This window comes from Kitasatospora sp. NPDC097691 (assembly GCF_040302665.1).
Lineage (GTDB): Bacteria > Actinomycetota > Actinomycetes > Streptomycetales > Streptomycetaceae > Kitasatospora.
In genome coordinates this window covers 1-23,936 of the sequence record NZ_JBEORY010000092.1, presented here as the reverse complement: position 1 = coordinate 23,936, position 23,936 = coordinate 1, and the positions used below count along the sequence as shown (strand labels likewise).

General features: G+C 73.5%; 23 protein-coding genes. 16 read left to right on the top strand and 7 right to left on the bottom strand.

The features are described from left to right. The coding region (locus ABTY56_RS37165; RefSeq protein ID WP_350634125.1) for a GlxA family transcriptional regulator at positions 1–863 on the bottom strand (863 nt) is incomplete at its 3' end. Between the two features lie 118 nt (positions 864–981). On the opposite strand from ABTY56_RS37165, the gene ABTY56_RS37160 reads away from it, so the two are divergent. From ABTY56_RS37160 to ABTY56_RS37145, 4 genes are all read left to right on the top strand, one after another. Beyond that, a complete protein-coding gene (locus tag ABTY56_RS37160; RefSeq protein WP_502893268.1) occupies positions 982–2,451 on the top strand; it encodes an MFS transporter in 1,470 nt (489 codons plus the stop codon). A 10-nt stretch (positions 2,452–2,461) separates the two neighbouring features. Then, positions 2,462–2,989, top strand: a complete 528-nt coding sequence (locus tag ABTY56_RS37155) for a GNAT family N-acetyltransferase (RefSeq protein ID WP_350634124.1) — start codon at positions 2,462–2,464, stop codon at positions 2,987–2,989. Between the two features lie 178 nt (positions 2,990–3,167). Next, the gene (locus ABTY56_RS37150) at positions 3,168–3,512 is read left to right on the top strand and encodes a DUF4229 domain-containing protein (RefSeq protein WP_350634123.1); all 345 of its coding nucleotides are present in this window, start codon (positions 3,168–3,170) and stop codon (positions 3,510–3,512) included. 66 nt (positions 3,513–3,578) lie between these two features. Next, positions 3,579–4,709: a LacI family DNA-binding transcriptional regulator gene (locus ABTY56_RS37145; protein ID WP_350634122.1), complete on the top strand. Its 1,131-nt coding sequence runs from the start codon at positions 3,579–3,581 to the stop codon at positions 4,707–4,709. Positions 4,710–4,907: 198 nt separating this feature from the next. On the opposite strand, the gene ABTY56_RS37140 is transcribed toward ABTY56_RS37145, so the two are convergent. Next, on the bottom strand, positions 4,908–6,119 hold the full coding sequence (locus ABTY56_RS37140; protein ID WP_350634121.1) for an MFS transporter: 1,212 nt from the start codon (positions 6,117–6,119) through the stop codon (positions 4,908–4,910). A gap of 458 nt (positions 6,120–6,577) precedes the next feature. Here ABTY56_RS37140 and ABTY56_RS37135 point away from each other — a divergent pair, with 458 nt between their 5' ends. Further along, a complete protein-coding gene (locus ABTY56_RS37135; RefSeq protein WP_350634120.1) occupies positions 6,578–7,921 on the top strand; it encodes a dicarboxylate/amino acid:cation symporter in 1,344 nt (447 codons plus the stop codon). Between the two features lie 242 nt (positions 7,922–8,163). Here ABTY56_RS37135 and ABTY56_RS37130 read toward each other — a convergent pair whose 3' ends face one another. After that, positions 8,164–8,367 carry a cold-shock protein gene (locus ABTY56_RS37130; RefSeq protein WP_045692393.1) on the bottom strand — a complete coding sequence of 68 codons (204 nt, stop codon included), beginning with the start codon at positions 8,365–8,367 and terminating at the stop codon, positions 8,164–8,166. Positions 8,368–8,741: 374 nt separating this feature from the next. Here ABTY56_RS37130 and ABTY56_RS37125 point away from each other — a divergent pair, with 374 nt between their 5' ends. The 7 genes from ABTY56_RS37125 to ABTY56_RS37095 all read left to right on the top strand — a co-directional run bounded on the left by ABTY56_RS37125 (position 8,742) and on the right by ABTY56_RS37095 (position 16,895). Then, positions 8,742–9,677 (top strand): menaquinone biosynthetic enzyme MqnA/MqnD family protein, encoded by a 936-nt coding sequence (locus tag ABTY56_RS37125; RefSeq protein WP_502893267.1) that lies wholly within the window; start codon positions 8,742–8,744, stop codon positions 9,675–9,677. A 174-nt stretch (positions 9,678–9,851) separates the two neighbouring features. Next, complete coding sequence (locus tag ABTY56_RS37120) at positions 9,852–11,573, top strand: serine/threonine-protein kinase (protein WP_350634119.1); 1,722 nt, start codon at positions 9,852–9,854, stop codon at positions 11,571–11,573. 73 nt (positions 11,574–11,646) lie between these two features. Continuing rightward, complete coding sequence (mqnC, locus tag ABTY56_RS37115) at positions 11,647–12,867, top strand: cyclic dehypoxanthinyl futalosine synthase (RefSeq protein WP_350634118.1); 1,221 nt, start codon at positions 11,647–11,649, stop codon at positions 12,865–12,867. Between the two features lie 16 nt (positions 12,868–12,883). Next, positions 12,884–13,546, top strand: a complete 663-nt coding sequence (locus ABTY56_RS37110; RefSeq protein ID WP_350634117.1) for an amidohydrolase family protein — start codon at positions 12,884–12,886, stop codon at positions 13,544–13,546. Positions 13,547–13,850: 304 nt separating this feature from the next. Then, positions 13,851–14,438 carry a hypothetical protein gene (locus ABTY56_RS37105; protein WP_350634116.1) on the top strand — a complete coding sequence of 196 codons (588 nt, stop codon included), beginning with the start codon at positions 13,851–13,853 and terminating at the stop codon, positions 14,436–14,438. 226 nt (positions 14,439–14,664) lie between these two features. Beyond that, positions 14,665–15,360 carry a demethylmenaquinone methyltransferase gene (locus ABTY56_RS37100; RefSeq protein WP_350634115.1) on the top strand — a complete coding sequence of 232 codons (696 nt, stop codon included), beginning with the start codon at positions 14,665–14,667 and terminating at the stop codon, positions 15,358–15,360. 224 nt (positions 15,361–15,584) lie between these two features. Beyond that, a complete protein-coding gene (locus tag ABTY56_RS37095) occupies positions 15,585–16,895 on the top strand; it encodes a geranylgeranyl reductase family protein (protein WP_350634114.1) in 1,311 nt (436 codons plus the stop codon). On the opposite strand, the gene ABTY56_RS38955 is transcribed toward ABTY56_RS37095, so the two are convergent. The 3 genes from ABTY56_RS38955 to ABTY56_RS37080 all read right to left on the bottom strand — a co-directional run bounded on the left by ABTY56_RS38955 (position 16,892) and on the right by ABTY56_RS37080 (position 19,147). Beyond that, a complete protein-coding gene (locus tag ABTY56_RS38955) occupies positions 16,892–17,368 on the bottom strand; it encodes a MazG-like family protein (protein ID WP_502893266.1) in 477 nt (158 codons plus the stop codon). The genes ABTY56_RS37095 and ABTY56_RS38955 overlap by 4 nt on opposite strands. Positions 17,369–17,515: 147 nt before the next feature. After that, the gene (locus ABTY56_RS37085) at positions 17,516–18,229 is read right to left on the bottom strand and encodes a peptidylprolyl isomerase (protein WP_350634113.1); all 714 of its coding nucleotides are present in this window, start codon (positions 18,227–18,229) and stop codon (positions 17,516–17,518) included. A gap of 240 nt (positions 18,230–18,469) precedes the next feature. Further along, positions 18,470–19,147, bottom strand: a complete 678-nt coding sequence (locus ABTY56_RS37080; RefSeq protein ID WP_350634112.1) for a TetR/AcrR family transcriptional regulator — start codon at positions 19,145–19,147, stop codon at positions 18,470–18,472. Between the two features lie 94 nt (positions 19,148–19,241). On the opposite strand from ABTY56_RS37080, the gene ABTY56_RS37075 reads away from it, so the two are divergent. Both ABTY56_RS37075 and ABTY56_RS37070 read left to right on the top strand, forming a co-directional pair. Then, positions 19,242–19,910, top strand: a complete 669-nt coding sequence (locus ABTY56_RS37075; RefSeq protein ID WP_350634111.1) for a CatB-related O-acetyltransferase — start codon at positions 19,242–19,244, stop codon at positions 19,908–19,910. 328 nt (positions 19,911–20,238) lie between these two features. Next, on the top strand, positions 20,239–21,261 hold the full coding sequence (locus ABTY56_RS37070; protein WP_350634110.1) for a DMT family transporter: 1,023 nt from the start codon (positions 20,239–20,241) through the stop codon (positions 21,259–21,261). Between the two features lie 13 nt (positions 21,262–21,274). Here the strand turns inward: ABTY56_RS37070 and ABTY56_RS37065 are convergent, their stop codons facing one another. Further along, on the bottom strand, positions 21,275–21,895 hold the full coding sequence (locus ABTY56_RS37065; RefSeq protein ID WP_350634109.1) for a hypothetical protein: 621 nt from the start codon (positions 21,893–21,895) through the stop codon (positions 21,275–21,277). Between the two features lie 190 nt (positions 21,896–22,085). On the opposite strand from ABTY56_RS37065, the gene ABTY56_RS37060 reads away from it, so the two are divergent. Together ABTY56_RS37060 and ABTY56_RS37055 are read left to right on the top strand one after the other, a co-directional pair. After that, complete coding sequence (locus tag ABTY56_RS37060) at positions 22,086–23,255, top strand: sensor histidine kinase (protein WP_350634108.1); 1,170 nt, start codon at positions 22,086–22,088, stop codon at positions 23,253–23,255. After that, positions 23,252–23,936, top strand: a 685-nt coding sequence (locus tag ABTY56_RS37055) for a response regulator (RefSeq protein WP_350634107.1), incomplete at its 3' end; no start/stop codon positions are given. The genes ABTY56_RS37060 and ABTY56_RS37055, both read left to right, overlap by 4 nt.

The following is a 23,936-nucleotide window of genomic DNA, read 5'->3' as shown; positions in this document are numbered from 1 at the left end:
GCGACCTGGTCGATCGTCAGATCGGTGCGTTCCAGCAGCTGACGGGCGCGCTCGGTGCGCTGGGTGGTGATCCACTGGCCGGGGCTGGCGCCGGTCTCCTCGCGGAACCGCCGGGTGAAGGTCCGTACGCTCATGCCCGCCCGGTCGGCGAGGAGGCGCAGCGTGAGCGGCTGGTCCAGGTGTTCCAGCGCCCAGGCGCGCACCGCGGTGGTGCCGTGGCCGCCGGCGTCCACCGGGCTCGGGGCCTCCACGTACTGCTTCTGGCCACCCTCGCGCCACGGCGGCACCAGGCAGCTGCGGGCCACCGCGTTGGCCACCGCGCTGCCGTGGTCGCGGCGCACCACGTGCAGGCAGAGGTCCACCCCGGCGGCGACCCCGCCGGAGGTGAGGATGTCGCCGTCGTCGGTGTAGAGCACGTCCGGGTCGAGCCGCACCTCGGGGAACAGCTGGGCGAAGCGCTCGGTGTAGCGCCAGTGGGTGGTGGCCGGGCGGCCGTTCAGTAGTCCGGCGGCGGCCAGGATGAAGGAGCCGGTGCAGATCGACATCAGCCGGGTGCCGGGCCGGATCCGGGCCAGCGCGGCGGCCAGCGCGGGGGTGAAACAGGCGTCGGCGACCGCCGGGCTGGAGTCGGCGGAGGCCGGGATCACCACCGTGTCGGCGCGTTCCAGGAGTTCGGGACCGTGGTCGACGGCGACCCGGAAGTCGGTGCTGGTGGCGACCGGCCGCCCGTCCAGGGTGCAGGTGGCCACCTCGTAGAAGGGCCGTCCGGCCGGGTCCTGGGCGCCGCCGAAGATGCGGGCCGGGATGCCGAGTTCGAAGGCGATCACGCCCTCCAGGGCGAGTACCGCGACCAGGTGCGCCATGAGGTCCCCTCGGGTGTCGGCCGGTCGGGGCCAGCGTACGCGAGTCGTGGCCCGATTCTTGCGAAAGCTGTCATTCAGGCCACTCGTCCGGGTCGCGGCGGCCCGGAACACTCGTCGCGTGACCGAACGCAGCGCCCTCGCCCCCACGCCCGGCCCCGAACCGACCACCCCCGGACCGACCGTCCCGCAGCCGACCGTCCCGCAGCCGACCGTCCCCGGACCGACCGGCTCCGATCCGACCGGCTCCGCGCGGACCGCGCCGGCCCGGCGCCCCCGGGTGCACTACGCCTGGGTGGTGGCCGGCGTCTCCCTGCTCGTCCTGCTCGGTTCGGCCGGGTTCCGCTCCACGCCGAGCCTGATGATGGACGCCCTGCACAACGAGTTCGGCTGGTCGCTCGGGACCATCTCCAGTGCCACCTCCGTCAACCTGACCCTCTACGGCCTCACCGCCCCGTTCGCCGCCGCCCTGATGGACCGGTTCGGGGTGCGCCTCGTGGTGGTCTGCGCGCTGCTGACCATCTCGGTCGGCTCCGGGCTCACCATGCTGATGCGCGAGCCCTGGCAACTGGTGCTCTGCTGGGGCGTGCTGGTCGGCCTCGGCAGCGGCTCGATGGCCGGCGCCTTCGCCACCACCATCACCGGTCGCTGGTTCCGGGCCCGCCAGGGCCTGGTCACCGGCGTGCTGACCGCCGCCGGCGCGGCCGGGAACCTGGTCTTCCTGCCGGTCGGCGCCTGGCTGGTCGAACAGCACGGCTGGCGCTCGGCGGTGGTCGTGGTCTCGCTCGCCGCCAGCGCCGTCGCCGTCCCGGTCCTGCTGCTGATGCGCGAGCGGCCCGCCGACGTCGGCCTGCTCCCGTACGGCGCCACCGAGGCACCGCCGACCCCGCCCGTCGGTGACACCCGCGCGCTGGCCCGCTCGCTGCGGGTGCTGCGCACCGCCGCCCGCACCCGGGCCTTCTGGCTGCTGGCCGGTTCCTTCGCGATCTGCGGCGCCACCACCGCCGGCCTGGTCGGCACCCACTTCATCCCGGCCGCGCACGACCACGGCATGCCGGTCACCACCGCGGCCGGCCTGCTCGCCCTGATCGGCGTCTTCGACGTGATCGGCACCGTCTTCAGCGGCTGGCTCACCGACCGGCTCGACTCCCGGGTGCTGCTGACGGTCTACTACGGGCTGCGCGGTCTGTCCCTGCTCCTGCTGCCGCAGCTGCTGGCCGGCTCGCTGCACCCGCCGATCCTCGCCTTCGTGGTCTTCTACGGCCTGGACTGGGTCGCCACCGTGCCGCCGACCGTCGCGCTGTGCCGCCGGCACTTCGGCGAGGACGCCCCGATCGTCTTCGGCTGGGTCCTGGCCAGCCACCAGATCGGCGCGGCCGTCGTCGCCGGGCTGGCGGGCCTGGCCCGCGACGCGCTCGGCAACTACGACCTGACCTGGTACGGCGCCGGCGGGCTGTGCGCGGTCGCGGTCGGGCTCTGCCTGGCGCTGCGCACCGGGCGGACCGACCGGCCGGGTACGACGGGTGCTGCTGGTGCAGGTGCTGGTGGTGCTGCCGGTGCCGGCGGGAAGGTTGTCACCGCCGAGGTCTAGGCTCCGCTCCATGGCGCTCACCTTCACGCTGGACCCGAAGCTCGACCCCGACCTGCGGACGGAGATCGTCCGCCTCTGGACCGACGTGTCCAACGCCGGGGGCGCGGTCGGCTTCGTGGCCCCGGTCACCGAGGACGAGGTGTGGGACACCGCCGACCGCCAGTTCGACGGGGTCGGGCCGGACGGCCCGGACCGGCTGCTGGCCGCGCACGACGCCGACACCGGCCGGCTGGTGGGGGTGCTGTTCTTCGAGTCGATGCGCTTCGGCCCGATGGAGCACTGGCGGATGCTCAAGCGGGTCATGGTGCACCCCGACAGTCAGGGCCGCGGCCACGGCGCCGAGCTGCTCGCCGAGGCCGAACGGGTCGCCAGGGAGTGGGGCCTGCAGTCACTGCGGCTCACCGCGCGCGGCGGCCTGGGGCTGGAGCACTTCTACGCCCGCAGCGGTTACCGCGAGGTCGGCCGGGTGCCGGCGGCGATCCGGGTCGCTCCCGGGGACGACCGCGACGACATCACGATGTGGCTCGATCTGCGCTGATCCCGGCACACCGATGGAGGCGGACGGTAGGGGCGGGTGGCCCGCCCTCCTCGCCCCGACTCCGGGCAGGAGGGGCCCCGGCCGCGCCGGCCGTCAGGCATGCTTGACTGGGGGACCCGCCCCGACCCCGCCGGCCGCCACGCCGGCCCGCCCCGCGCAACGAGAAGGATGTGTTCCAGTGAGCAGCAACGGCCCTGAGAAGTCGCACGCCACGCTCCGCTACACCTCCATGCGGGTCAGCATCTTCCTCGGCTGCCTGCTGGTGGCCCTGCTGCTCGGGCACTTCCAGATCATTCCGGTCAGCGGCGACGCAGGCGTGATCTTCCTGTTCCTGCTGGCCGCGGTCGCCTCCGCGCCGCTCAGCTACGCACTGCTGAGCAAGCAGCGTGACGAGATGTCCGCCCAGATCAGCGGCAAGGTCTCCGGGATGCGCAGCCGCACCGCCGAGCGGATCGCCGCGCAGAACGCCGAGGAGGACGCCGCCGACGACGCCGCCCGCGCGGCGACCGCCGGGCAGAGCTGACCCCGGGCCCCACCTTCCGACCGCCGAGCCGCCGCCGCAGCCGCCGTGCCCGCCACCCCGGATTCCGTGCCGTCCGAGTCACCGGCCGAGCCGCCGCCCGGCCGGCCGACCGAGCCGAGGTCCGCGCAGTCCGGGCAGTCCGAGCAGTCCGGGCAGCCGTCCGGCTCGTCGGCCGCCGAGAGCGAGCTCGGGACCTGGCCGGCCCCCGTGCGCCGGCCCACCGGGCGGGACGTGGCCCGGCTCGCCGGGGTCTCCCAGGCCACCGTGTCGCTGGTCTTCTCCGGTTCCGAGGCCGGCCGTCGGGTCTCCGAGGCCACCCGGCAGCGGGTCCGGGAGGTCGCCCGCAGCCTCGGCTACCGCCCGCAGGCGGCCGGCCGACAGCTGCGGCTGGGCCGCAGCGGGATGATCCTGCTCGCCGTGCCGAACCTCCAGGGCCCGTTCTTCGGCCGGGTGCTGGACGGCGTCCACCAGGAGGCCGGCCGCAACGGCCTGGCCGTCGTGGTGAGTTCCGGCTGGGGCAGCGCCACCCTCGCCGAGGCCGCCACCGCCGGGCGCTTCGACGGCCTGCTGATCTGCTCCCCGGACGACAGCCAGCTCGGTGAGCTGCCCGCCGACACCCCCGCCGTCTTCCTGGACGCCGACCCGGGCACCGACCGTACCCGCCCGACCGTCGAGCTCGACGTGGCCGGCGGGATGCGCGCCGCCGTCGAGCACCTGGCCGCCCTCGGCCACCGCCGGATCGGCCGGCTGCGCTCCACCCACTCCGCGTACACCTTCCGGGTGCGGCAGGCCGCCTTCGAACGGGCGGTGCTTGAACTCGGCCTGGACGTCGTGGAGTTGGGCGTGAGCCTGAACGAGGGGCACCGGGCCGCGCGGACCGTGGCGGACCGGCTGCTGGCGCGGGCGGACCGGCCGCGCGCGGTGATCTGCGACGACGACGTGGTCGCCTCCGGGGTCTACCAGGCCGCCGCCGAGCTGGGGCTGCGGGTGCCGGAGGACCTGTCGGTGGTCGGGATGGACAACGTCCCGGTGGCCGCGCTGCTCGCCCCGCCGCTGACCACCGTCGACCTGCCCGGCGAGGAACTGGGCCGGGCGGGCGCCGCCGCCCTGGCGGGCCTGCTGCGCGGGGAGCGGGTGGAGCCGGTGGCGCCGCTGGCGACCTCGCTGGTGCTGCGGGCCTCCACGGCCTCGGCCTAGCGTCCCGGTCCGGGAGGGCCGCTCCGTCGACCGGTGCCCGGGGCGGGTGATGACCGGTCGGTCCTGTCCCGCCGTGTGCGGTTGCCGACGAGCTCGGCAGTGGCGTGCAGTTCACGAGGGGGACCCGTTCGGGCCCGGGGACAAGACTGCGCCCACCGGCCAGACCACCGGTGGGCGCAGTCGTTCGTGGGGGTGGGCTCAGCCCACCGGGACGGGCCGGGCCGCGCCCGGCACGACCGCCGCCGGGTGGAACCAGCGCCGGGAGCCGAACAGCAGCAGCCCGCCGAGCGCGATCCCGCCCGCCGCGCACAGCGCGACCGACCGCAGCGAGCTCTCGGCGAGGCCGCCGGAGACGGCGTAGCCGAGCGAGTTGCCGGTGGCGAACAGGGTGACCAGCCAGGCGAAGGCCTCGGTGACGGTGCCGGTCGGCGCCAGCTCGGCGACCAGCACGAACGCCGCCGCGAGCAGGGGCGCCAGCATGATCCCGGAGAGGAACGCCAGCGCGGCCATCGGGTACGGCCCGGGCAGGGCGATCAGCGGCAGGTAGCTGGCGGCCATCACGAGCGCCATCACCCAGGTGCGGGTGGCGGTGGTCTGCCGCCACTTGACCGCGCCGTAGGCAAGCGCGCCGATCAGTCCGCCGAGCGCGGCCAGCGCCAGCAGGGTGCCCGCGCCGCCCGGCAGCGCCCCGGCGTGGCGTTCGGCGTAGGCGATGAACAGCACGTTCTGCGCGCCGACGGTCCAGCCGGCGCCGGCCAGCCCGACCAGCAGCAGCACCAGGCCGGGGGAGCGCAGCGGTCCGAGGAGTCCGGCGGAGTGCTCGCGGACCGGGGCGCGCCAGGCCCTGGCCGGCGCGGTGGTGGCCACGATCAGCGCGCCGGCCAGGCCCAGCCCGGCGGCCACCCAGAGCGCGACGACCGGGCTGAACAGGCCGGCGATCCCGGCGACGGCCAGCGGCCCGGCGACGTAGAGGATCTGCTGGGAGGCGGAGTCGAAGGCGTAGGCGGTGTCGAGCTGCTCCTCCTCGACGACGTCCGGCCAGAGCGAGCGCAGGCAGGGCTCCAGCGGGGGCATGGCGAGGCCGGCGATCGCGGCGCCGACCGGCGCGGCGAGCGCCGAGCCGGGGGCCAGGGCGAGCAGCGCGTATCCGCCGCCGGCCACCACGGCCGAGGCGAGCAGGACGCGCGGTTGCCCGGTGCGGTCCACGATTCGGCCGAGCACCGGCCCGCCGACGGCCGCCGAGATCGCGTACGCGGCGGTGGCCAGCCCGATCCGCCCGTACGGCGCGCCGGCCTCGCGCAGGGCGAGGGCGATCACCAGGGCGGTCATGCCGGCGGGCAGGCGGCCGAGCAGGGTGCCGAGGAGCAGGCGGGTCACGTGGGGGGCGCGGAGCAGGGCGAGGTAGCCCATCGGCGTCTTCTCCGGGGCAGGCGGGGGTGGGGACGCCGTCAAAGTTATACGTATAACCACTCGTCGGTCAATCGGACCGTCGGTTCGGCCTGATGGGGCGTCAGCGTCGTTCGTGTCCGGACCTGAGGTGCGGGGCAAGGTGGGGTTTCGGACGATCTCAAACAAGTACTTTGAACATCTCAAACCTTTACTGCTAACGTATCGGCCATGACAGCCTCAGACGCACTGCGGACGCACGGCCCGGGCCTCCTGCCCGACGCCGCCCGCCCGTGCGCTCTGACCGGTGCTGTGGACAGCCCGCGCCGTTGTCGCGCCATGCGCTGTACTGCCCTGAGCTGTACGTCGGCGGCACGCCCCTGACCGGGGCCCCGACCCCTTCCGTCCGGCCCCGCGCCGTGCCGCCCGCTCCGCCCCACACCTCACCGTTCAGCCACGCCCTCCCCCGGAGTCGCACCCCCATGTCCACAGCGCCCGAGGCGACCTCGTCGCCGTCCGTGCTCGCCCGTATCCGCAAGACACCGTTCTGGGTGCAGATCGTCGCCGGCCTGGTGCTCGGCGTCGGCCTCGGCTACCTGGCCCGCGCCGCCGACATCTCCTGGCTGGCCACCACCCTGGAGACCATCGGCAAGATCTTCGTCCAGCTGCTCAAGCTGGCCGTGCCGCCGCTGGTGTTCACCGCGATCGTGGTGAGCGTCGCCAACCTGCGCAACGTCACCAACGCGGCCCGGCTGGCCACCCGCACGCTGCTCTGGTTCATGGTCACCTCGCTGATCGCGGTCGGCATCGGCCTGGGCCTGGGCCTGCTGACCAACCCCGGCCGGGGCACCAACCTGAAGACCGAGGGCCTCAAGGCGCTCGACTCCAAGGGCACCTGGATCGACTTCCTGACCGGGATCTTCCCGACCAACATCGTCGACGCCTTCGCCAAGGTGAACGTGCTGCAGATCGTCTTCATGGCGGTCGTGGTCGGCGCGGCGATCATCAAGCTCGGCGCCAAGGCCGAGCCGGTCCTCAAGCTCAACGAGTCCGTACTGGAGCTGACCCAGACCGCGCTGTGGTGGGTCATCCGGCTGTCCCCGCTCGGCACCCTCGGCCTGATCGGCAAGTCCGTCGCCAAGTACGGCTGGGACCTGCTCAAGCCCTTCGCCACGCTGACCCTCGACATCTACGTCGGCTGCGCGCTGGTCCTGTTCGTCGTCTACTCGCTGCTGCTGCGCTTCGCCGCCGGCCTCAACCCGCTGCACTTCTTCAAGGGCGCCTGGCCCGCGATCCAGTTGGCCTTCGTCTCGCGCTCCTCGGTCGGCACCCTGCCGGTCACCCGCCGCGTCACCGAGCGCCTCGGCGTCCCCAGCGAGTACGCGTCCTTCTCGGTTCCGTTCGGCGCCACCACCAAGATGGACGGCTGCGCCGCGATCTACCCGGCGATCGCCGCGATCTTCGTCGCCCAGGTCTACAACATCGAGCTCGGCATCAAGGACTACGTCCTGATCGCCTTCGTCTCGGTGGTCGGCTCGGCCGCCACGGCGGGCCTCACCGGTGCGATCGTCATGCTGACGCTCACCCTGTCCACCCTGGGCCTGCCGCTGGAGGGCGTCGGCCTGCTGCTCGCCATCGACCCGATCCTGGACATGATGCGCACCGCGACCAACGTCGCCGGTCAGGTCCTGGTGCCGGTCGTGGTCGCCGCGCGGGAGAAGATCCTCGACGTGGCCGCGTACAACAACCCCTCGGGTGACCTGTACGACGAGGACGCCCCGGCGGGCGCCCCCGCGGGTGCCGTCGCGAGCCCTGCCGCCGCCTGATCCCCCGGCGACGTCGACCCGGTGCCGACCCGGAGTCGACCGACGCGGAAGGGCCTTCTCCCCGGTGACGGGGGAGGGCCCTTCCGCGTTTCTCCGCTCCCGTTCGAGCTCCGCTCGAAAAGGCAGGGGGCCCGCCGGCAGGCGGGCCCCCTTGGGTACTGCTCTTGTGCTCATGGTGACGGCTGTCGGGAGCCGCCGGTGGACCCGTCGGGGTCCCGAGCGATCAGATCATCAGAGGATGGTCAGACTGCGGTGACGTTCTCCGCCTGCGGACCCTTCGGGCCCTGGGTGACGTCGAAGGTGACCGCCTGGTTCTCCTCCAGCGAACGGAAGCCGTTCGCGTTGATGGCGGAGTAGTGAACGAAGACGTCCGGGCCGCCGCCCTCCTGGGCGATGAAGCCGAAGCCCTTCTCAGCGTTGAACCACTTGACGGTTCCCGTGGCCATGCCGTTCTCCTTGCGAGGCGTGTCGGGGACCACACCGTGTGGCCCCCGGTCCGCTGCGCTGATCGCCCTGCCTCCGGACGAGTCCGAAGTTTTTCGATATTGCTGAAAAACTACAAAAAGCCCGCGGTTACATGCTCCGCAGGCTTCAAGTACTGCAAGGGGAATCAAACTGCAACTGAGGGCAACGCTAGCATGCGGCCGCTGTGACGACCAGAGGTCGCTCGCGGCGCGGAAGGCGCGTGTCGTAAGGCCGGGAGCGGGCGCGGAAAGGGGTGTTGGGGACGTGTGAGGGCGTGTCGGGTGGCCGGTGCGAGCCGTCGTGAACGGCGGGCATACGCTGCGGGGAGGCGCACGAACAGCAAGGGAGCGGCGCAGTGGCAGCACCGGACGCACAAACACCGGACGCGCAAACGCGGGAGCCCCAGAACACCCCGGCCGGAGAGAACCCCCCGCTCAGGCCCAGGGTCGGCCATATTCAGTTCCTGAACTGCGTCCCCCTCTACTGGGGGCTCGCCAGGACCGGCAATCTGCTCGATCTGGACCTCACCAAGGACACCCCGGAGAAGCTGAGCGACCGGCTCGTCGAGGGGGCCCTGGACATCGGTCCGATCACCTGCGTGGAGTACCTGCGCAACGCCGACGACCTGCTCGTCCTGCCCGACATCGCGGTCGGCAGCGACGGACCGGTGATGTCCTGCCTGATCGTGAGCAAGGTGCCGCTCGCCGACCTCGACGGCCGCCGGGTCGCCCTCGGCTCCACCAGCCGCACCTCGGTCCGGCTCGCCCGGTTGCTCCTGGAGGAGCGCGAGGGCGTGCGCCCGGACTACTTCAGCTGCCCCCCGGACCTCAGCGCGATGCTCGCCGAGGCCGATGCCGCCGTCCTGATCGGCGACCCGGCGCTGCGCGCCTACCTCGGGCAGGCCGCCGACCTCGGGCTGACCGTCCACGACCTCGGCGAGATGTGGAAGGAGTGGACCGGCCTGCCGTTCGTCTTTGCGGTCTGGGCGGTGCGCCGCGAGTTCGCCGAGCGCTGCCCGGAGCTGACCGCGGCCGTGCACCGGGCCTTCCTGGAGTCCCGCGACCTGTCGCTGGTCGAGGCCGCCAAGGTCGCCGAGCAGGTCGCCCGCTGGGAGGCCTTCGGGGCGGACGTGCTGGAGCGGTACTTCAGCGAGGCGCTCGACTTCTCGCTCGGCGAGCGGCAGCTGGCCGGGGTCGCCGAGTTCGCCCGGCGGGTCGCGCACGACAGCGGCTTCGCGCCGGACGTGGCCGTGCGGCTGCTGGAACCGGCCGAACTGCCGGTCGGTCCGTGAACCCTTCGCGCTGATCGCGTCGGTGGGCTGAACCGGGTCGGCCCGGCCCGGTACGGTCTGCCCCGAGGCGCGTCCGGCGGGTGGCCCCGCTGGAGGCGTTCCGGAAGCGGTGCACGCGGCCGGGCAACCCGCCCGGGTGCCGCGCGTGCCGGTGCGAGGGGAGCGTGCGGGGCCATGCGGGCACTGGGGTCGGACGACCCGCGTCAGGTGGGCGCCTACCGGCTGCTTCGACGGCTCGGCTCGGGCGGGATGGGCAGGGTCTACCTCGGCCGGACGGCCGGCGGGCGCACCGTCGCCGTGAAGGTGGTGCGCCCGGAGCTGGCGGACGACGCCGAGTTCCGCGCCCGGTTCCGGCACGAGGTGGCCGCCGCCCGGCGGGTCGGCGGCACCTGGACCGCGCCCGTCCTGGACGCCGACACCGAGGGTGAGCGGCCCTGGGTCGCCACCGGCTACGTGGCGGGGCCCTCGCTCGCCGCGGCCGTCCAGCAGTACGGGCCGCTGCCCGAACCGGCCGTCCGCGCCCTCGGCGTCGGGCTCGCCGGGGCGCTCGCCCACGTGCACGGGCTCGACCTGGTGCACCGCGACGTCAAACCGTCCAACGTGCTGCTGACCCTGGACGGGCCGCGGCTGATCGACTTCGGCATCGCCAGGGCACTGGACGCGACCGGTGGCTTCACCCGTTCGGGTCATGTGGTCGGTTCGCCGGGCTTCATGTCACCCGAACAGGCGGCCGGGCAGCCCGTCGGGCCGGCCGGGGACGTCTTCGCGCTCGGCGCCGTGCTGGCCTTCGCCGCCACCGGAGTGCACCCCTTCGGGGAAGGGGTCAGCGCGGCCGTCCTGCTCTACCGGGTGCTGCACGAGGAGCCAGACGTGGCCGGGCTGCCCGAGCGGCTGCGGGCGGTCGTCGTCGACTGCCTGGCCAAGGACCCGGCCGCCCGGCCCACCCCGCAGCACCTCGCCGCCCGGCTGGATCCGGACGGGCAGGGCGCCGCCCGACTGTGGGGCTTCCTGCCGCCGGCGCTGGCTGCGGGGGTGGGGCGCAGCGCGGTGGAACTGCTGGACCTCGAGGGCGAGTCGGAGGCATGGGCCGGGGCATCGGCCGGGGCCGAGGCGGTGGCGACGCCGACCTACGTGCCGAAGGGGCACCGGCCGCCAGAGGTGGGGGTGGGGGCGGGGGCTGACGCGGGGTCGGGACCGGGAACGGGGCCGGAGGCGCGTGAGGCGCCGGGTACGCCCGACGCGCCGTGGTGGCGCCGCCCGGCCCGGCTCGCGACGGTGGCGGTGCTGGCGGCCGCGGTGCTCGGGGGCGCGGGGTACGGGCTGTACGAGTGGTCGCACCGGCACGATCCGGCGGCCCCGGCCGCAGGGCCGCCGCCGGTGCCGTCCACGGACCCGGTCCCGTCCACCACCAAGGGCGGGACGGACTCCCCGTCGGCGGCTCCGTCCGCCTCCGCCACGGCCTCGAACCCCTCGACGCCCGCGGCACCCTCGACCGGCGCGGTGTCCCCGACGGGCGGGCCGAACGCGGTGCCGGCCGCGTTCCTGGGCACCTGGAGCGGGGACATGGTCACCGACAAGGGCCTGCCCGGCGGCACCACCACGCTCACCGTCCGCCCGGCGGCGATCGGCCAGGAGACCACCACCAGCCGCAACGCCGTCACCGGACTGATCCCGATCAGCTGTGAGGGCAGCTGGACGCTCACCTCCGTCTCCGACACCCGGCTGGTGTTCCGGTCCCGGTTGGTCCGCTCCTCGCTCCCCGGCGCCTGCACCGGCGGTGCCAACGCCGAAACGCTCACCCTGCAGTCCGACGGGACGATCCGGTTCACCTCCGCGGATCCGCCGGCCGGGAACCCGGCCGGGACGATGCGCAGGGTGAACGGGGCGGCGGGCTGAGGGTGCCCGAAAGGCCTGGCGTAGGCTGGTTCGGCCGTACCCGAGTAGCACTTGAGAGAGAGAAGGCCGCCAGGTGACCGAGCTCGCAGCGACCACCCTCGATGCGTCCAGCACCGACCTGCAGGCCGTGCTCGACCGGGCCGCCGCCGGCGGCCGGATCACTCCGGAGGAGGCGCTGGAGCTCTACCGCTCCGCGCCGCTGCACGCGCTCGGCTCCGCCGCCGACGCGGTGCGCCGCCGCCGCTACGCCGGTACCGAGCACATCGCGACGTACATCATCGAGCGGAACATCAACTACACCAACGTCTGTGTGACGGCGTGCAAGTTCTGCGCCTTCTACGTGCCGCCGAAGAGCGACAAGGGCTGGTCCCGCGAGCTCGACGAGATCCTGCGCCGCTGCGCCGAGACGGTCGAGCTGGGCGGTACCCAGATCATGTTCCAGGGCGGCCACCACCCGGACTACGGCGTGGAGTACTACGAGCGCGCGTTCTCGGCGATCAAGGCCGACTTCCCGCAGCTGGTGATCCACTCGCTGGGCGCCTCCGAGGTCGAGCACATGTCCCGGATCTCGGGCGTCTCCATCGGCGAGGCGATCACCCGGATCCACAAGGCGGGCCTGGACTCCTTCGCCGGTGCCGGCGCCGAGCTGCTGCCGGAGCGCCCGCGCAAGGCGATCGCCCCGCTGAAGGAGTCCGGCGAGCGCTGGCTGGAGATCATGGAGGTCGCGCACGGCCTCGGCGTGGAGTCCACCTCCACCATGCTGATGGGCACCGGCGAGACCAACGCCGAGCGGATCGAGCACCTGCGGATGATCCGCGACGTGCAGGACCGCACCGGCGGCTTCCGGGCCTTCATCCCGTACACCTACCAGCCGCAGAACAACCACCTGAAGGGGTCGACCCAGGCCACCGTCTTCGAGTACCTGCGGATGATCGCCATCGCCCGCCTGTTCCTCGACAACGTCGCCCACATCCAGGGCTCCTGGCTCACCACCGGCAAGGAGGCGGGCCAGTTGTCGCTGCACTACGGCGCGGACGACCTCGGCTCGGTCATGCTGGAGGAGAACGTCGTCTCGGCGGCCGGTGCCAAGCACCGCTCCAACCTCACCGAGCTGATCCACCTGATCCGGGCCGCCGACCGCGTCCCGGCGCAGCGCTCCACCACGTACGAGCACCTGCGGGTGCTGGAGGACCCGGCCGACGACCCGGTCGACCCGCGGGTCGCCTCGCACATCGCCTCCACGGCGATCGAGGGCGGCACCGCGCACCCCGAGCTGAAGATCCTGGACAACTGAGGCCCCTCCCCGCACCGTGCTGACCCTGCACCGGGCCGCCCTCGTGCTGCCCGACCCGGCCGATCCGACCGCCCCGTCCTTCCCGGACGGGGCGGTGGTGGTGCGTGGCGACCACGTCGAGGCGGTCGGCCCGTACGCGGAGCTGGCGGCGGCGCACCCGGGCGCGCGAGTGCGGGACTGGGGCTCGGCGGTGCTCGCGCCCGGGCTGCGCAACCCCTACGGGCACTGGCTGTTGGAGCGGGCGTACCACCCGGATCCGCGGGAGGAGATCGGCGTCGAGCCGGTGGCGGACGGGCTCGCCGGATCCACGGACGAGACGCGGTGCGGGGCGAGTGCGCGGCGCGGGCTGCAGCGGATGCTCGGGTTCGGGGTGACGGCGGTGGCCGGGCCGTTCGAGCGGGCATCGGTGCGGACGGCGGTGGCGCGGTCGGGGCTGGCGGGGGTCTCGGGCTCGGCGGGGGTCTCGGGACCTTCGGGCTTGTCAGGGGACGAGGGTGCGGGGCCGTTGGACCCGCTGGCCGTGTTGCCGTTCGCGCAGGCCGTGCACGGGCGGGTGGCGGTCGGCGGCCGGGCCGACTTCGCGGTGTTCGCGGCCGTGGGGGACGGTCGCGCCGAGCCGGTGGCGGGCGGCTGCCTGGCCACGGTGCTGGGCGGGCGGTTGGTGTACCGCCGGCGCTGAGCGGGACCTGTGCGGATCGGCGGAGGATCGGTGCAGGACCGGCGCAGGGCGGACCGGGATCGGCAGCGCCAGTGTGACGTACTCGTCAGTAGGCCGACTCCCTTGCAGTGCACGGGACTTCCTTCGTATGCACTCGAACTCCCAGGCCGGTGACCGCGGGTGATTGTCCCTCCGCCGTGACCTGAGGGCCCGCCAGCGGATACGATCCCGGACAGCTCACTCCGTACCCTCACCACACCACTGCCCGTGCCCGCGGGCGGCGGGGCCGCGTCCCCGGTCCCGAAGGCAAGCCAGGACAGGAACCATGCGAACCGCGATCGTTCCCCCGCCGCGCGCCCCGCGGATGGGCCGTGGTTGGTACCTCGCCGCCGTGCTCAGCGCCGTGCTGGCCGTCGGCATGTGCCTGCTCGGTTGGCGTCAGGCCGACCAGGCCGACCGGATCGAGGCGCACCCGGTGAGAGTCGAGGGCGTCGTCACCCAGCTCCCCACCGGTGGCGGCACCTACAGCGCCGTCAGTTACCGGGTGGGCGGACAGTCGCACACCGCGGCCGCGCTGCCGCTCGCGGACGGCACCAAGCTCGGTGACTCGATCTGCCTGGAGCACGCGGCCGACGACGCGGGCGCGGTGCGGATCTGCGGCGACACCTACCCGCAGCCGGTCGGCGTGGGCCTGGCCCGGTTCAGCGTGCCGGTCGCCGTGGCGCTCTTCGCGGTCTGCGTGCTGCGCATCTGGCGGCACCGGAAGGCCGTCGCGATCCGCGCCGGACAGGGGCGGCTGGCCGCGAACCTCGCGCTCGCGACGGAGGCACTGGCGGACGGGATGCCCGCGATCACGCACGGCAAGCGCTCCCGCCGGAAGCGGCGCGCGGGCGGGCGGCGCGGGCAGCACTGAGGGCGCCGCCCCGGTGGGTGGACGCTGCCGAGCGGGCGCCGGAGCCCGTCGGCGAGCCTCCTGGTGCGTCGCACGGTACGGCCCCGCGGTGCGCCCGGCGGTGAGCCTGGTAGTGAGCCCGGTGGTGAGCCCGGTGGCGCGCTGCGTCGGGCGGGGGACCGGTCGGCGCGGCCCGTGGGTGCGCCCCGTTGGTCGGGGTGTCCGTGCGAGGGTGAACAATGGGGGCGTGACCCGAGCCTCTCTGGACAAGCAGCCGCACGAAGTCGCCGCCATGTTCGACGACGTCGCGGCCAAGTACGACCGCACCAACGACGTGCTCTCCCTCGGCCAGGCCCGTGCCTGGCGGCGGGCGGTGGCCGAGGCGGTGGCCGCCGGACCGGGGGACCTCGTGCTCGACCTCGGGGCCGGCACCGGCACCTCCTCGCTGCCCTTCGTCGAAGCCGGGGCCCAGGTCGTCCCGTGCGACTTCTCGGTCGGCATGCTCAGCGAGGGCAAGGCCCGCCACCCCGAGCTGGCACTCACCGCCGGGGACGCCACCCGGCTGCCGTTCGCGGACGACACCTTCGACTCGGTGACGATCTCCTTCGCACTGCGCAACGTCCAGGACACCGACGCGGCGCTGCGCGAGATGGTGCGGGTCACCAAGCCCGGCGGCAAGCTGGTGATCTGCGAGTTCTCCACGCCGACCTGGACGCCGTTCCGGACGGTCTACACCGAGTACCTGATGCGCGCGCTGCCGCCGGTCGCCACGGCCGTCAGCAGCAACCCGGAGGCGTACGTCTACCTCGCCGAGTCCATCCGGGTCTGGCCGGACCAGGCGGGGCTGGCCGCCAAGCTGCAGGAGAGCGGCTGGTCGAAGGTCGCCTGGCGGAACCTGACCGGCGGGATCGTCGCGCTGCACCGGGCCTACAAGCTCGCGTAGTCGCTACGGCCACGGGCGGGCTGGTGCTTGGGCTGTCGGGCGGTCGGGCTGTCGGGCGGTGGGGCGGTCGACCTGCCGGGCGGTCGGGCGGTCGGACCGTCAGGCTTCGGAGGCAGCGGCGGCGGATGCGGCGGGGGCGCGGGCGCTTCCGGCGGCGTGAGCGGAACTAGACTGCCGGAGACAAAAGCCGCCGTCCCCCGCCGCAGCTCCAGGAGTGTGTCCACGTGTCCGAGACCGCAGCCGATCTGACGAAGCCGGACAGCCCGGTGGAGAGCACGGCCGACGTCATCGTGGTCGGCGCGGGCCCGGCCGGATCGACCACCGCGTACTACCTGGCCCAGGCCGGGCTGGACGTGCTGCTGCTGGAGAAGACCGCCTTCCCGCGGGAGAAGGTCTGCGGCGACGGCCTCACCCCGCGCGCCACCAAGCAACTGGTGGACATGGGCATCGACGTCTCCACCGAGAACGGCTGGCTGCACAACAAGGGCCTGCGCATCATCGGCGGCGGCGTCCGGCTGGAGCTGGACTGGCCCGAGCTGTCCTCCTTCCCGGACTACGGCCTGGTCCGCAAGCGCGCCGACTTCGACGAGCTGCTGGCCCGTCAGGCCGAGAAGGCCGGTGCGCGGCTCTACGAGCGCTGCAACGTCAGCGGGCCGGTCCTGGACGAGCGCACCGGGCGGATCGTCGGCGTCACCGCCAAGCTCGGCGACGAGAAGCGACCGGTCACCTTCCGCGCCCCGCTGGTGGTCGCCGCCGACGGCAACTCGACCCGGCTCTCGCTCGCCATGGGCCTGCACCGGCGCGAGGACCGCCCGATGGGCGTCGCCTACCGCACCTACTTCACCTCGCCCCGCCACGACGACGACTACCTGGAGTCCTGGCTGGAGCTGTGGGACACCCGCGGCAGCGAGCGCAAGCTGCTGCCCGGCTACGGCTGGGTCTTCGGCATGGGCGACGGCACCTCCAACGTGGGCCTCGGCATCCTCAACTCCTCGCCGGCCTTCGGTGAGCTGGACTGGCGCGAGGTGCTCAAGGCCTGGTGCGCGAGCATGCCGCAGGAGTGGGGCTACACCCCCGAGAACATGACCGAGCCGATCCGCGGTGCCGCGCTGCCGATGGCCTTCAACCGACAGCCGCACTACACCCGCGGCCTGCTGCTCGTCGGCGACGCGGGCGGCATGGTCAACCCGTTCAACGGCGAAGGCATCGCCTACGCGATGGAATCCGGCCAGATCGCCGCCGGGGTCATCGTGCAGGCCCTCGCCCGGGTCACCGACGGCGGCCGGGAGCGCGCCCTCCAGGCCTACCCGCGCATCCTCAAGGACGTGTACGGCGGTTACTACACGCTGGGCCGCGCCTTCGTGAAGCTCATCGGCAACCCGAAGGTGATGCAGATCGCCACCCAGCGCGGCCTCACCCACCCGATGCTGATGCGCTTCACCCTCAAGCTGCTCGCCAACCTGACCGACCCGCAGGGCGGCGACGCGATGGACCGCGTCATCAACGGGCTCGCCCGGGTCGCGCCGAACGCCTAGTCCGGCGAGCCCGCCGAGCCCGGGGCCGGCTCCCCGGCCGGCTCGCGGGCCTGCCCGCAGGCCTGCTCTCCGGTCTGCTCCCGGGAATCCGCGGGCTCGGCCCGGGAACCAGTGGGCTGCTCCTCCGCCGCCTCCGGGGCCGTGTCGATCGGGCGCCGGGAGGCGGCGGAGCGCTGTTCGACGTAGGCCAGCCGGTCGGCGAAGACCCGGGCCGCGTCGGGCGTGAGCGTCCGCAGCGCGACCAAGGCGGAGAAGACGACGTCGCAGAGCTCGTGCTGGACGTCCTCCCAGCTGTGGGTCACCCCCTTGCGCGGGTTCTGACCGGTGGCGCCGATCACGGCGGCGCCGACCTCGCCGACCTCCTCGGAGAGCTTGAGGATCCGCAGCAGGAGCTCCTCCCGGGGCGACTGCGCGCTCTGCTCGTCCAGCCATGCGACCAGGTGGTCGACGCTCTCCCAGATCCGGCTGTCCATGCGGCGCTGCTCCCTGCGGTGTGGTTGGTGTTGCCACCGTACGGGAGCGGCGCGGCCGGCAGTTCGGGTGGTTCGGGCGGTTCGGGTGGTTCGGACGGTTCGGGTGGTTTGGGCGGGCCGAGGGGCCGGGTGGCCCGGTCCGGTCGGTCAGCGGGTGCTGATCTTCACGTTGCGGATGTTTACCGGGAGGTTGGGGAAGCCGTCGCCTGGGTTGTTCTGGTCGTCCTCGCCGCCGGCGGCGATCTTCTGCAGGACGTCCAGGCCCGCCGTGACCCGGCCGAACGGGGTGTAGGCGGGGGAGAGCTTGGTGTCCTTCCAGACGAAGAAGAACTGGCTGCCGTTGGTGTTCGGGCCGGCGTTGGCCATGGCCACGGTGCCGGCCGGGTAGGTGGCGCCGGTCAGGTTCTCGTCCGGGAAGGAGTAGCCGGGCCCGCCGCTGCCCGTCCCGGTCGGGTCGCCGCACTGCAGGACGTAGATCCGCTGGGTGGTGAGGCGGTGGCAGTGGCTGCGGTCGAAGTAGTCGTGCTCGGCGAGGAAGCGGAACGAGAAGGTGGTGCAGGGCGCCTTGTCGGTCAGTGCCTCGAAGGTGATCGCGCCCTGGCTGGTCCGCAGCGTCGCACGGTAGGGCTGGGCCGCCTTCTTGGCGTCGAAGACCGGGATCCCCTTGAAGTTGTCGGCCGGTACGGCCGGTGTGTAGGTGCAGGCGGCGGTGGTGCCGGAGGCTGCGGCGGCGGAGGTGTCCGCGACGGCGGTGCCGGTGCTCGCCACGAGCGGGAGGACGGTGGCGGCGGCGACCAGCGCCCAGTGCGTGCGCTTCACGTGACGGGCCTTCCGGGGGGTGGTGGACGGCTGGATTGTCATGGAGGAATCATCCACGGCCGTGAGGGGATGCGGTAGGGGGCGGGGCGGCCGTGGCTCCCCGGGTCCCGATACTGTGATGAGCAATCAGGCGAGCTGCGGGGCGGGGGAGTTGATCGGGGCTTTCGGCTTCGGCTTCGGCTTCGTCGTGGTCGGTGTGTCGGTGTGTCGGTGATGTCGGCGAGATCGGCGATGTCGGCGTTGCGGATGGTGCCGGTGTTGCAGGCTTTGCCGGCGTTGCGCCTATGTTGCCGGTCCTGCCTCCGGAGCGGTCGGGGTGGCGGTGGCGTCCTCGGCGGGGGTGAAGAGCCCGGCGCGGGCGGCCAGGGTGGCGGCGTCGGCGGCCCGCTCGGCGGAGCGGGCGTCCAGCGGCTCGCCGGAGACGAACAGGCGGTAGTAGAGCGGGGCGGTGGCGGCGCGGACCACCTCGGCGCCGTCCGTTCCGGCGGGCAACTCGCCGCGTGCGACAGCTCGTTCGGCTACCTCGGCGGCCTGCCGGTGGCGGGTCGCGAAGAAGGCGCGCAGGGCGGTCGCGCCTGCGTCGGACCGCTGGGCGGCGGAGATCAGCGCGGTCGGTGTGGGGCCCAGCTCGGGGTCGGTGAAGACGCTGAACACCTCGTGGGTGATTCGGCGGAGGTCCTGCTGCAGGTCCCCGGTGTCGGGCAGGGGCCAGGGCTGGTCGGCGGAGGCGGTCAGGGCGTCGGCGACCAGGCCGTCCACGCCGCACCACCTCCGGTAGAGGGTCGCCTTGTGGACGCCGGAGCGGGTGGCGACCGCCTCGACGGTGAGGCCGTCGTACCCCGTGGCGGTGACCTCGGCGAGCGTGGCCGCGACAACCTCCGCCCGGACCCGTGCGCTGCGGCCGCCCGGGCGCGGGGTGGGGGTGTGGGGCGGTTGCTCGGGGTGGTTTGCTCCAGACAAAGTCGACTCCAGTCGCATTAGTGCTTGCTGTGGGGTGGTGATCGTGCCATGCTCATCGTAATGCGACTTCAGTCGCATTACGAGAGGAGCCTGTGTGACCACTGCCGCCACCGCCCCCGATTCGACCGTGCTCCACCCGCTCGCCGGACACGACAGGGTCGTGCTGCTGCGATCGCTCGTCACCGACCCACGGATCGAGGTCGGCGAGTACACCTACTTCGACGACCCCGACGACGCCACCCGCTTCGAGGAGCGCAACGTCCTCTACGCGTACGGCCCCGAGCGGCTGGTGATCGGCAAGTACTGTGCGATTGCCACCGGGACCAGTTTCCTGATGGCCGGTGCCGCCCACCCGGACGTCGGCGTTTCCACCTTCCCGTTCACGATGTTCGGCGGCAGCTGGACCGAGCGGACCCTCGACATCGTCACGGGCCTGCTCACCCGGGGCGACACCGTGGTCGGCAACGATGTCTGGTTCGGTCTCGGGGCCACCGTCCTGCCCGGCGTCCGGATCGGTGACGGCGCGATCGTCGCGGCCGGTGCGGTGGTCACCGCCGACGTCGAGCCCTACACCATCGTCGGTGGCAACCCGGCCCGGCCGATCCGACGACGTTTCGACGACGCCGACATCGAACGCCTGCTCCGCGCCGCCTGGTGGGACTGGCCGGTCGAACTCGTCACCGAGCACGTCCGCGTCATCATGTCCGGAACTCCGGCCGACATCGAGGCGATCGCTGCGGCGAACGGCCTGCTCGACGCCTGACGGTGAGGATGTTCCGCGCGGGGCGGCCGTCCGGGGATCGGCGCCCGGCGGAGGCCGGGCGTGCGGGGTGAGGCGGGCGCAGTGGAAGCGTTGGGCGTACCGAGGGTGACGCGCGGGCGGTGCAGGCAGGGCGGGCCGGCCGGGCCATGCGGACCATCCGGTGTCCGGGACGGCATTGATCATCCGCCGTCCGGTGCGCGAAGATGGCGCCCCCTCGCTCCACGCTGTGCCCCGTTCGTCGCCGGGCCTTCCGCCCGGCTCCCGGGTCCGTCCGACGCCGTACGGTCCTCGCGCCCGTCGGTTCCGTTCGCTCGGAGGGATCCTCGCCATGCCTGCCTCCCTGTCCAAGGGCTCGCCGTCCAAGGGCTCGTCCTCGTCGGCCCTTCGTGATCTTCCGGTACTGCTGGTGGCGGTGGTGTGGGGGTCGAGCTTCCTCGCCGTCCAGCGGGTGGCCGAGCCGGGGACGGTCGTGGCGATGCTCGTTCTGCGCTTCGGGCTGGTGCTGCCGCTGCTCGGAGTGGTCGCCTGGCGGGCCCTGCGGAGGCTGAGCCGCGCCGAGTGGCTCGGCGGCGCCGCGTTGGGACTGGTGCTCAGCGGGATCTTCCTGCTGGAGACCTACGGCGCCGTGCACACCTCCGCGACCAACGCCGGGCTGATCATCAGCCTCGCGATGGTGCTCACCCCGCTCGGCGAGAGCGCCCTCGGCCGGACCGCGCCACCCCGGGCCTTCCTGGCGGCCGCGGGACTGGCCGTCCTCGGTGTCGCCCTGCTCACCGGCGACGGCGGGCTGCGTGCTCCCTCGCTCGGTGACCTGCTGGTGTTGGGCGCCGCCCTCGTCCGCTCCGCGTACGTCCTCGCCATGGCCCGCACCCGGGCCCTCCGCGACACCGACATGCTCGCGGTGACCTGGGTCCAGCTCGCGACGGCCACCGGGGTGTTCGCCGTCGTCGCACTGTCCGCGGGGCCGGCGCCGTGGACCGTCGCCCGCTCGTACGGGGCCGGCCAGTGGGCCTGGCTGCTGCATCTGTCCTTGTTCTGCACACTGTTCGCCTTCTTCGTCCAGATGTGGGCGGTGCGGGCCACCTCGCCCTCGCGGGTGAGCCTGCTGCTCGGCACCGAACCGTTGTGGGCCGCCGTCTTCGGCATCACCCTGGCCGGGAACCGGATGGGCCCGCTCGCCCTGCTCGGCGGAACCCTGGTGCTGGTTGCGACCGAGTGGGGTCGTCGTACCGCCCCCGCGCCGCGCCCGGCCGGGGGCGAGGACGGGACAGGCGCCGAGGTGGATGCCGGGGTGGATGCAGAGGCGGGCGCGGGGAGCGGGGAGCAGAGGCGCGAGCCGACCCCGGCGTGATCCGTCGCCGTGGTCACCGGCGCCGCCACAGCGTCCGCCGGGCGTAGTCGACGGTGACCGCGCCCAGCAGCGGGCCCCAGGCCACCAGGGGCGCGTAGGCGGCGGTCATCACCAGGGCGGCGAAACCGCGCGGCGAATCCGGATCGGCCAGGTTCTGGGCCCAGCGGCCGAACAGCCCCTCCATCCCGAGGACGGTGAGCACCACCGAGCCCAGCAACGCCGGGACGATCGCGGCGAGCGGCTGGACCCGCCGGCCGCCGATCAGCGGGATCCACCGCGGAACCACCCGCCCCCAGGGCCGGACCAGTCCGAGGGTCAGGAAGGCCAGCGCCTCGGTCAGGGCACTCAGCACCACGCAGTAGACGGTGCCCCAACCCGGCTGGTGCTCGCCGTACGCCGCGGCCGTGGCGCCGGTGAAGCCGACCGGGACGCCGAAGCCGAAGACGATCCGCCACACCCCCGAGGGGACGGTGCTCAGGACCGCGGCCTTGGCGGCGAGCCGGGCCCAGCGCGGTGCGTCCGGGACGTCCGGGACGTCCGGGACGTCCGGGACGGCTGCGTCGACCGCCCCGGACGCACCGGCCACGCGGGGACGGTGGGCGGTGGTGCGGGCGTTGATCATGAGCTTGGACATGGCGGGCTCCCTTCCGGTCCGGCCCCTCGGCCGGTGCGATGGCTCAAGCGTGGCCGCCCGCCGGTGGTCCACGGCAGTGCCGATCGGGCTGTTCCTGCTGCTCAACCCGCCTGTGAAATATGCCGATCGGCACAGGCGCACCACCCGGACCGCGTCGTAATGTGACGACAGTCGAAGAGAGGTGGTGACGATGACTCAGATCCTGTCGCTGGTTGTCCCGGCCCTGCTGCTGCCGGCCTGGATGGTCCGCGGGCGCCGCGGGTCGGCTGCCGTGACGACCGTGCTCGGCGCGGTGTCGGTGGCGGTCTCGGTCGCCGTCTGGTTCACCGGCCCCTGGACGGAGGCGGACCGCTGGACCGGGCTGGTCGGTCTCGCCGAACTGGCGGCCCTGCTGCTGGCGGCGGTCCTCAGCCTGCGCACCCAGGACGGCCCCCGGGCCGCGGCGGCGGCCTGGACGGCGTGCGGAGCGGTCGCGCTCTGGCCGTCCCGGTTCGACGGGCCGGTCGACGCGCTCACGCTCTTCGGGTTCGGATCGATGCTGTCCCTGCCGACCGTGCTGATCGGGCTCTACCTGAGGGGCCTGGACGACGGCCGGGCCCGCGCGGTGGCCGAGGCCAGGCGGGCCCAGCGGCTCGAACTGGCCCACGACCTGCACGACTTCGTGGCACACGACGTCAGCGGCATGGTCGCTCAGGCCCAGGCGGGGGCGTACCTGGCCTCCCTCGACCCGGCGCGTGCTGCCGAGCTGTTCGAGCGGATAGAGCAGGCCGGGCAGCGGGCCCTGGCCTCGCTGGACCGGACCGTGCAGCTGCTGCGCAGCGAGGAGGCGGCCGACCGTAGTCCGAAGCCTGGTCTCGCCGAACTCGTTCAGGTGGCCGAACAGTTCACTGCTGCGGGCGGTGCCGAAGTCCGGTTGGAGCTGCCGGAGGGGCCGGTGCCGCGCGAGGTGGAGGGCACCGTCCACCGGATCGCGGTCGAGTCCCTGACCAACGTCCGACGGCACGCCCCGGCGGCGCGGACGGTCGAGGTCCGGGCCCGTTGCAGCGGCGGGCGGCTGGAGTTGACCGTGACCGACGACGGCGGGGCACCGGCCCCGGGCGGGCGTCCGCGCCGGGGCGGCGGGAGCGGGCTCCCGGGGCTCGCGGCCCGGGTGGAGGCCCTCGGCGGCTCACTGCATGCCGGGCCGCACGAGCGGGAGGGCTGGCGGGTGACGGCGGTGCTGCCGCTGGACGCGGTCGCCGTCGGACCGCAGCGCCCCGGACCGCAGCGCCCCGGACCGCAGCGCCCCGGGCCGGAACGCCCCGGGCCGGAACGATCGCAGAGGCCGACGCGGGTCGGCACGGGGGAGGTACAGGGATGAGCAGTGGCACGGGGCCGGTTCGGATCCTGATCGCGGACGACCAGGCGGACGTCCGCAGCGCGTTCCGGATGATCCTGGACGCCCAGCCGGACATGACGGTGGTGGCCGAGGCGGCGGACGGCGCCGCAGCGGTGACGGAGGCGCGGAGGCTTCGGCCGGACGTGGTGCTCGCGGACATCCGGATGCCGAAGCTCGACGGTCTGGAGGCCACCCGGCAACTGTCCGGCCAGTGCAAGGTGATCGTGGTGACCACCTTCGACCTGGACGAGTACGTGCACACGGCGCTGCGGCACGGTGCGGCCGGGTTCCTGCTGAAGCGCTCGGGTCCGGTGCTGCTGATCGAGGCGATCCGGGCGGCGGTGGCCGGGGACGCGTTGATCAGCCCGCAGGTCACCGTACGGCTCCTGCGGCACATGGCGCTTCCCGGAGCAAAGCCGGGGCCGAAGCCGGAGTCGAAGCCTGGGCGGGGCTCGGGCGCGGTAGCGGCGGGGCCGCTGATAGCCGTGCAGGTGGAGGAACTGACCGCGCGGGAGCGGGAGATCGCCGAGCAGGTGGCGGACGGGGCAACCAACGCCGAGATCGGCGTGGGGCTGTTCATCTCGCCGGGGACGGTGAAGAACCACCTCGCCAGCATCCAGCGCAAGCTCGGTGCCCGTAACCGGGTGGGCATCGCGGCCTGGG